At 69.4% G+C, this 8,053-nt stretch carries 7 protein-coding genes; 5 read left to right on the top strand and 2 right to left on the bottom strand.

Going from position 1 to position 8,053, the window contains the following annotated elements; all coding sequences use genetic code 11:
• Window positions 1-112: 112 nt before the first annotated feature.
• Window positions 113-1,612, bottom strand: coding sequence for a peptide MFS transporter (locus ACIBUY_RS29240; protein ID WP_399154220.1), 1,500 nt, complete (start codon window positions 1,610-1,612; stop codon window positions 113-115).
• Between the two features lie 510 nt (window positions 1,613-2,122).
• Here ACIBUY_RS29240 and ACIBUY_RS29245 point away from each other — a divergent pair.
• The gene (locus tag ACIBUY_RS29245) at window positions 2,123-2,800 is read left to right on the top strand and encodes a response regulator transcription factor (protein ID WP_161302504.1); all 678 of its coding nucleotides are present in this window, start codon (window positions 2,123-2,125) and stop codon (window positions 2,798-2,800) included.
• A gap of 67 nt (window positions 2,801-2,867) precedes the next feature.
• Window positions 2,868-4,145: an ATP-binding protein gene (locus tag ACIBUY_RS29250; protein ID WP_365566413.1), complete on the top strand. Its 1,278-nt coding sequence runs from the start codon at window positions 2,868-2,870 to the stop codon at window positions 4,143-4,145.
• 15 nt (window positions 4,146-4,160) lie between these two features.
• Here ACIBUY_RS29250 and ACIBUY_RS29255 read toward each other — a convergent pair whose 3' ends face one another.
• Window positions 4,161-4,685, bottom strand: a complete 525-nt coding sequence (locus ACIBUY_RS29255) for a GtrA family protein (RefSeq protein WP_365566414.1) — start codon at window positions 4,683-4,685, stop codon at window positions 4,161-4,163.
• 174 nt (window positions 4,686-4,859) lie between these two features.
• Between ACIBUY_RS29255 and ACIBUY_RS29260 the strand changes: the two genes are divergently transcribed.
• Genes ACIBUY_RS29260 through ACIBUY_RS29270 form a run of 3 tightly spaced genes read left to right on the top strand, consistent with a single transcriptional unit; the run spans window position 4,860 to window position 7,775 of the window.
• Window positions 4,860-6,026, top strand: a complete 1,167-nt coding sequence (locus ACIBUY_RS29260) for a 5-(carboxyamino)imidazole ribonucleotide synthase (RefSeq protein WP_365566415.1) — start codon at window positions 4,860-4,862, stop codon at window positions 6,024-6,026.
• On the top strand, window positions 6,023-6,559 hold the full coding sequence (gene purE, locus ACIBUY_RS29265) for a 5-(carboxyamino)imidazole ribonucleotide mutase (RefSeq protein WP_365566416.1): 537 nt from the start codon (window positions 6,023-6,025) through the stop codon (window positions 6,557-6,559). Before ACIBUY_RS29260 ends, purE begins: the two co-directional genes overlap by 4 nt.
• Window positions 6,560-6,578: 19 nt before the next feature.
• Window positions 6,579-7,775, top strand: a complete 1,197-nt coding sequence (locus tag ACIBUY_RS29270; protein ID WP_399154221.1) for a dipeptidase — start codon at window positions 6,579-6,581, stop codon at window positions 7,773-7,775.
• Window positions 7,776-8,053 lie beyond the last annotated feature (278 nt).

Consider the following 8,053-nt stretch of genomic DNA (forward strand, 5'->3'; position numbering starts at 1 on the left):
ACGGCGGTCGGCCCGCGCGACGAAGCCGAACGAGGCAGATGCTGCCGAAAAAGGGGTTGGGCCGCACCATCAGGTGCGGCCCAACCCCCTTGTCCGGTTGGTGAGCGGAGCGTTAGTGCACGCCCGCCATCAGCGGCTTGACCTTCCTGCGGAACATGAAGACCGCGACACCGGCGAGAACCGCGATCGCACCCTGGGAGGCGAACCAGAACTCGGTGTCGGTCGGGGCGCCGATCAGCTGGAGCAGGGCGATGACCGAGTCACCGGCGGTCACCGCGAGGAACCAGACACCCATCATCTGGGAGCCGTACTTCTGCGGTGCCAGCTTCGTGGTGAGGGAGAGGCCGACCGGGGAGAGCGTCAGCTCGCCGATGGTCTGGATCAGGTAGACCGCGCACAGCCACAGCGGCGTGACCTTGGCGTCGCCGGAGGCCGCGGCCTGGGCGAGCATCATCACGAAGAAGGACAGACCGATCAGGAAGACGCCGTTGGCGAACTTCGAGATGGTGCTGGGCTCCTTGCCGCGCCGGTTGAGCGCGATCCACAGCCAGGCGGCGACCGGCGCGAAGGCCATCACGTACAGCGGGTTCAGCGACTGGAACCAGCTGGACGGGAAGTCGAAGCCGAACAGCGTGTTGGCGGTGTCGTTCTGCGCGAACAGGGTCAGCGTGGAACCGGTCTGGTCGTAGATCGCCCAGAAGACGGCGGCCACGATGAAGAACCAGATGTACGCGGAGACGCGGGACTGCTCGGTGTCGGTCAGCTCGCGGTCGCGCTTCATCTTGACCAGGTACCAGACCGGCAGCAGCAGACCGAGGATGGTCAGCGGCCACAGCATCCAGTTGACGGTGAGGCTGCCGGTGCCGCCGGCGATGCCGTAGAAGACGACGGCGAGGGCGGCCCACAGGCCGACCTTCTTCCAGATCGCGGACTTCTCGGCGGCCGTCATCGGGGACGGGACGACGGTGGACTCGCCGGACAGGTGGCGGAAGCCGAACAGGAAGCAGAGCAGACCCAGCGCCATGCCGACGCCGGCCATGGCGAAGCCGAGGTGCCAGCTGACCTTCTGGCCGACCGTGCCGATCGTCAGCGGCGCCGCGAATGCACCGAGGTTGATCGCGATGTAGAAGATCGAGAAGCCGGCGTCACGACGCGGGTCGTTCTTGTCCGGGTAGAGGTGGCCGACCATCGTCGAGATGTTGGCCTTGAGCAGACCCGAACCCAGGGCGATGAAGCCGAGGCCGAGGTAGAACGTGCCGGCCCACGGGAGGGCCAGCGTGAAGTGGCCGACCATGATGATCGCCGCGCCGATCGCGGTGGTCTTGCGCGGACCCCATACGCGGTCGCCGAGCCAGCCGCCCGGAAGGGCGAGCAGGTACACCATGGCGTTGTAGACCGAGTAGATCGCGGTCGCGGTCGCGATGTTGAGACCGAGACCGCCGTCGGCCACTGCGGCCGCCAGGTACAGGACGAGCAGTGCGCGCATCCCGTAGAAGCTGTAGCGCTCCCACATCTCCGTCAAAAACAGGTTGGCCAGGCCGCGGGGGTGGCCAAGGAAGGTCTTCTCACCGGCGACGGGCGCGGTGGATTCCTTCGTCAGGCTGGACGCCATGGTCGTTCCTTGTGTGCCTGGGACGCCGCCGTTCCTTTGTGGGGGGTGGAGCGTGCGCCCGGGTCGGGGGCCGGCACCGAGTCCTGCCGTCCTCCCCACGCCCGCGGGGAGATGTCGTACGGCGGACCCGGGATCCACACCCCTCACGCATCTTTGCGGGTGGGGCCCGGCCACAGGTCATTCCTTCAACACTGACTGCGTCAGCTCGCACAAGAAAGGGACCTTCGGCGAGCAATGCGCTCCGAAAGTCCCCCAGTAGTGCATCAGGCGTTGAATCACATTACGACACGACAGTGCGGCATATGGAAGGACTTGAGATATGGATCACAGGCCCTCGTGGAACTGCTGCGCTGATTCAAAGGCGTTCTTAAGGATCGCACCCCAGACCCTTAGGACGTAATCGCGGAAGGTGAGGTTCCGGTAGGAGTTGGCGCGGGGCGGGAGAGGCGCGCGAGGCCACACTGTCCGATCACCCCACAGGTGTCGTCCGGCGCGGACTACCATCACCCCATGACCCGTGTACTGCTCGCCGAGGACGACGCGTCCATCTCGGAGCCGCTGGCCCGCGCCCTGCGCCGGGAGGGTTACGAGGTCGAAGTGCGCGAGGACGGCCCCACCGCCCTCGACGCCGGACTGCAGGGAAGCATCGATCTCGTCGTACTCGACCTGGGCCTGCCCGGGATGGACGGCCTCGAAGTCGCCCGCCGGCTGCGCGCCGAGGGGCACACGGTGCCGATCCTGATCCTCACCGCGCGCGCCGACGAGGTCGACACCGTGGTCGGGCTCGACGCCGGCGCCGACGACTACGTCACCAAGCCCTTCCGTCTCGCCGAACTCCTCGCCCGCGTCCGGGCCCTGCTGCGCCGCGGCTCCGCCGAGCCCAAGGAGGCCCCGGCCACGCACGGCGTCCGCATCGACGTCGAGTCGCACCGCGCCTGGATGGGCGACGAGGAACTCCAGCTCACGGCAAAGGAGTTCGACCTGCTGCGGGTCCTCGTGCGCGACGCGGGCCGGGTCGTCACCCGCGACCAGCTGATGCGCGAGGTCTGGGACACGACGTGGTGGTCGTCCACCAAGACCCTGGACATGCACATCTCGTGGCTCAGGAAGAAGCTGGGCGACGACGCGGCGAACCCGCGTTACATCGCCACGGTGCGCGGCGTGGGCTTCAGGTTCGAGAAGAGCTAGGCACGTTCGGGGCGAAGCCCCGTGACGGCGAGCACGACCCAGGGCGCCGATCCGGGACACTGAACCCATGCGCCGCCGACTCATCAACTCCACCCTCGCCGTCGTCCTGGTAGTGATCGCCGTGTTCGGGGTCTCCCTCGTCATCGTGGAGACCCGGACGATCACCAGCAGCGCCCAGGACCGCGTCGAGTCGGAGGCCGTCCGCCTCGCCTCCATCGTCGACAGCCGCCTGCTCGGCGACGAGCAGGTCAACGGCAACATCCTCGCGGACCAGGTGGCCATCGAGGAGCGGTACGCGGTCGTGGACATCCCCGGCCGTGCCCCGATCGAGCTGGGTTCGAAACCGCAGGGCGACGTCATCTCGTACACCGCGTCGGGCGAGCGGGGCGAGAAGGTCACCGTCGAGGAGCCGCGCTCGGCCGTCACCCGCGAAGTGGGCCGCACCCTGTTGATCATCGCGGGCGTGGCGCTGCTCGCGGTCGTCGCCGCCGTGCTGCTCGCCGTCCGCCAGGCGAACCGCCTCGCGTCCCCGCTCACCGACCTCGCCTCGACGGCGGAGCGCCTCGGCTCGGGTGACCCGCGGCCGCGCCACAAGCGCTACGGCGTCCCCGAGCTGGACCGTGTCGCCGACGTCCTGGACGGCTCCGCGGAGCGCATCGCCCGCATGCTGACCGCCGAGCGGCGGCTGGCCGCCGACGCCTCGCACCAGCTGCGCACGCCGCTGACCGCGCTGTCCATGCGGCTCGAGGAGATCACCATGACCGACGATCTCAACGAGGTGAAGGAGGAGGCGACGATCGCGCTGGCCCAGGTCGAGCGCCTGACGGACGTGGTCGAGCGGCTCCTCACCAACTCCCGTGACCCGCGCACCGGTTCGGCCGTCTCCTTCGACCTGGACGAGGTGATCAAGCAGCAGCTGGAGGAGTGGCGGCCCGCCTACCGCAGTGCGGGGCGCGCCATCGTCTCCTCCGGCAAGCGCCATCTCGCGGCGGTCGGCACCCCGGGCGCGGTCGCCCAGGTGCTCGCCGCGCTGATCGAGAACTCCCTGATGCACGGCGGCGGCACCGTCGCCCTGCGCACCCGCGTCACCGGCAACCAGGCGGTCATCGAGGTCACGGACGAGGGCCCGGGCGTCCCCTCGGAGCTCGGCTCACGCATCTTCGAGCGGACGATCAGCGGCCGGAACTCGACGGGCATCGGCCTCGCCGTCGCCCGGGATCTGGCCGAGGCCGACGGCGGCCGGCTCGAGATGCTCCAGGCGGCCCCGCCCGTCTTCGGCCTCTTCCTGTCGCGTACGCCGCTGAGGAAGCCCGCGGGCGACGCGGAGCCGGAGACCATCAGATAGATGGGGCGGGTGGACTTACTTCAGGCGCTGGACCGCGGGTGCCGGGTCGTCCAGGAACGATTCGGCGTTGGCGACGGCCTCACGGGCGGGCAGCGCCCGGAACACCCAGGTCCGGTACGACCAGAAGCGGAACAGGGTCGCCAGACCCATGCCGAGGAACTTGAAGACGTTGCTCTGCAGCGAACTGTCCCAGTGGAACCCGTACGTGGCCGCGTACAGCACACCGTTCTCGATCACGAGCCCGACCACGCTGAACAGGAGGAACAGCGTGAGTTCCTTGGCGCGGCCGCTCTTGTCGCGGTCACGGTAGGTGAAGTAGCGGAACCCCACGTAGTTGAAGGCGATGGCGACGACGGTCGCTATCACGCTGGCCCGCACGACCTGGAGGTCCGTGCCGTGCCGCATCAGATTGAAGACCGCGAAGTTCACGAGGACGCCGAGAGCGCCGACGACACCGAACTTGGCGATCTCCCTCGCCAGGGAGTCGAAGCGCAGGCGCAGTGCGGAAAGACGGGTATGCCGCCCAATCGTTCCAGTCATAGTGCTCGCCTCAGCCCCCGTCATCCCCGTCAACATGGTCGCGCGGTCCGGTCAGAACCGACCCAGCCATGCTAACCAGGACCCTCCGCGAGCGCCCGTGGACCGGCATTCATGGATGTTCCTCCAAGAAGAGGGCCGTACGGGTACCGGTCAAATGGCCGATACCCTGGGGGTGTGACGTTCCCTGTAGTCGGCATGGTCGGCGGTGGCCAGCTCGCTCGTATGACACACGAGGCAGGCATCCCGCTCGGCATCAGATTCAAGCTCCTCAGTGACACTCCCCAGGACTCCGCGGCGCAGGTCGTCGGTGATGTCGTCGTCGGCGACTACCGCGACCTGGACACGCTGCGCGCGTTCGCGCGGGGCTGTGACGTGATCACCTTCGACCACGAACACGTACCGACCGAGCACCTGCGGGCCCTCGAGGCGGACGGCATCCCCGTGCGCCCCGGGCCCGACGCGCTGCTGTACGCCCAGGACAAGGGCGAGATGCGCGCGAAGCTCACGTCGCTCGGCGTGCCGTGCCCGCGCCACCGGATCGTGCGGGACGCGGCCGACGTGGCCGCCTTCGCAGCGGAGGGCGCCTCGGACGGCGGTGACGGTTTCCCCGTCATCCTCAAGACCGTGCGCGGCGGCTACGACGGCAAGGGCGTGTGGTTCGCGCGCTCCGCGGCGGACGCGGCCGAGCCCTTCAAGGCCGGGGTCCCCGTCCTGGCCGAGGAGAAGGTCGACTTCGTACGGGAGTTGGCGGCGAACGTCGTCCGCTCGCCGCACGGCCAGGCCGTCGCCTACCCCGTCGTCGAGTCCCAGCAGGTCGACGGCGTCTGCGACACGGTCATCGCCCCGGCGCCCGCCCTCGACGAGTCCCTCGCGGGCGAGGCCCAGGAGCTGGCGCTGCGCGTCGCCAAGGAACTCGGCGTCGTCGGCCACCTCGCGGTCGAGCTCTTCGAGACGCGCGGACCCGACGGGAAGCCCGGCATTCTGGTCAACGAGCTGGCGATGCGACCGCACAACTCCGGCCACTGGACCCAGGACGGCGCGATCACCTCGCAGTTCGCCAACCACGTCAGGGCCGTCCTCGACCTGCCGCTCGGCGACCCCCGACCGCGCGCCCCCTGGACCGTGATGTGCAATGTCCTGGGCGGCGACTACCCGGACATGTACAGCGCGTACCTGCACTGCATGGCCCGCGACCCGCAGCTCAAGATCCACATGTACGGCAAGGACGTGAAGCCCGGTCGCAAGGTCGGCCACGTCAACACTTACGGCGACGACCTGGACGACGTACTGGAACGCGCTCGTCACGCAGCCGGATACCTGAGGGGCACGATCACCGAATGAGCGCTGTTTCCGGCCCGGTCGTGGGCATCGTCATGGGCTCCGACTCCGACTGGCCCGTCATGGAGGCCGCGGCGAAGGCCCTCGACGAGTTCGAGATCCCGTACGAGGTCGACGTCGTCTCCGCGCACCGCATGCCGCACGAGATGATCGCGTACGGCGAGCACGCCGCCGAGCGCGGCCTGAAGGCGATCATCGCGGGCGCGGGCGGCGCCGCCCATCTGCCCGGCATGCTCGCCTCGGTGACGCCGCTGCCGGTCATCGGCGTCCCGGTCCCGCTCAAGTACCTCGACGGCATGGACTCGCTGCTGTCGATCGTGCAGATGCCGGCGGGCGTGCCGGTCGCGACGGTGTCGGTGGGTGGCGCGCGCAACGCGGGCCTGCTCGCCGCGCGCATCCTCGCCTCCCACGACGAGGAACTCCTCGGCCGGATGCGGGAGTTCCAGCAGGAGCTGAACGACCAGGCCACCGAGAAGGGCAAGCGCCTGCGCTCCAAGGTCGAGGGCGCGGGTACCGGCTTCGGCTTCGGCAAGTGACGCGGGACATGATGGCCTCATGACTACGTCCTTGGAGTCCTTGGAGCAGGCCCGCGCGATCCTCGCCGAGTACCCCGTCGTCGACGGGCACAACGATCTGCCGTGGGCGCTGCGCAAGCAGGTCACGTACGACCTCGACGCGCGCGACATCGCCGCCGACCAGCGCGCCCATCTGCACACCGACCTGGCCCGTCTGCGGGCCGGCGGCGTGGGCGCGCAGTTCTGGTCCGTGTACGTCCAGACAGACCTGACGGGCGACGCGGCGGTCAGCGCCACGCTCGAACAGATCGACTGCGTCGACCAGTTGATCGCGCGGTACGCGGGGGATCTGCGGGAGGCCCGGACTGCGGCGGACATGGAGGACGCCCGCCGCGAGGGCCGGATCGCCTCGCTGAAGGGCGCCGAGGGCGGGCACTCCATCAACAACTCCCTCGCCACGCTGCGGGCGTTGTACGCGCTCGGCGTGCGCTACATGACCCTCACCCACAACGACAACATCGCGTGGGCGGACTCGGCGACGGACGAGCCGGGGGTCGGCGGCCTGTCGGCCTTCGGCCGCGAGGTGGTCCGGGAGATGAACCGCGAGGGCATGCTCGTCGACCTGTCGCACGTCGCCGCGACGACGATGCGAGCGGCCCTGGACGTGACGACCGCGCCGGTGATCTTCTCGCACTCCTCCTCGCGCGCGGTCTGCGACCACCCGCGCAACATCCCGGACGACGTGCTGGAGCGGCTGGGCGGGAACGGGGGAGTGGCCATGGCCACCTTCGTCCCGAAGTTCGTGCTCCAGGCGGCGGTCGACTGGACGGCGGCGGCCGACGAGAACCTGCGCGCGCACGGCTTCCACCACCTGGACACGTCCCCGGAGGCCATGAAGCTGCACCGCGCCTTCGAGGACTCCCGGCCGCGGCCGATCGCGACGGTCTCCACGGTCGCCGACCACCTCGACCACATGCGCGAGGTCGCCGGCGTCGACCACATCGGCATCGGCGGCGACTACGACGGCACGGCGTTCACCCCCGACGGCCTCGACGACGTCGCCGGTTACCCGAACCTGATCGCGGAGCTCGTCGACCGCGGCTGGTCGAAGGACGACCTGGCGAAACTGACGTGGCGCAACGCGGTACGGGTCCTCGGCGACGCGGAGTCGGTCGCCCGGGACCTGCAGTCCCGCCGGGGTCCTTCGAACGCGACGCTGGAGCAGTTGGACGGGTAGGACTGACTCCGGCGGGGTCGTTGCGCCGTCGCTTTCGTCGTGGGGCGGGGGCTGACTGCTGATACCTGGCCGGGTTCGGTGCGCTGTTGCTTTTGTCGCGGGGCGGGGCCGGTCTGCTGAAATCTGGCCGGGTTCGGTGCGCTGTTGCTTTCGTCGTGGGGCGGGGTTGGGCTGACAAACCCTGCCGGGTTCGGTGCGCTGTTGCTTTCGTCGTGGGGCGGGGCCGTGTCGGGGTACCTCCTCGGCCGGGCTCCGGTCACCGTCGCGTGTGCGCCTAC

The organism is Streptomyces sp. NPDC050085 (genome assembly GCF_044460595.1).
GTDB lineage: Bacteria > Actinomycetota > Actinomycetes > Streptomycetales > Streptomycetaceae > Streptomyces.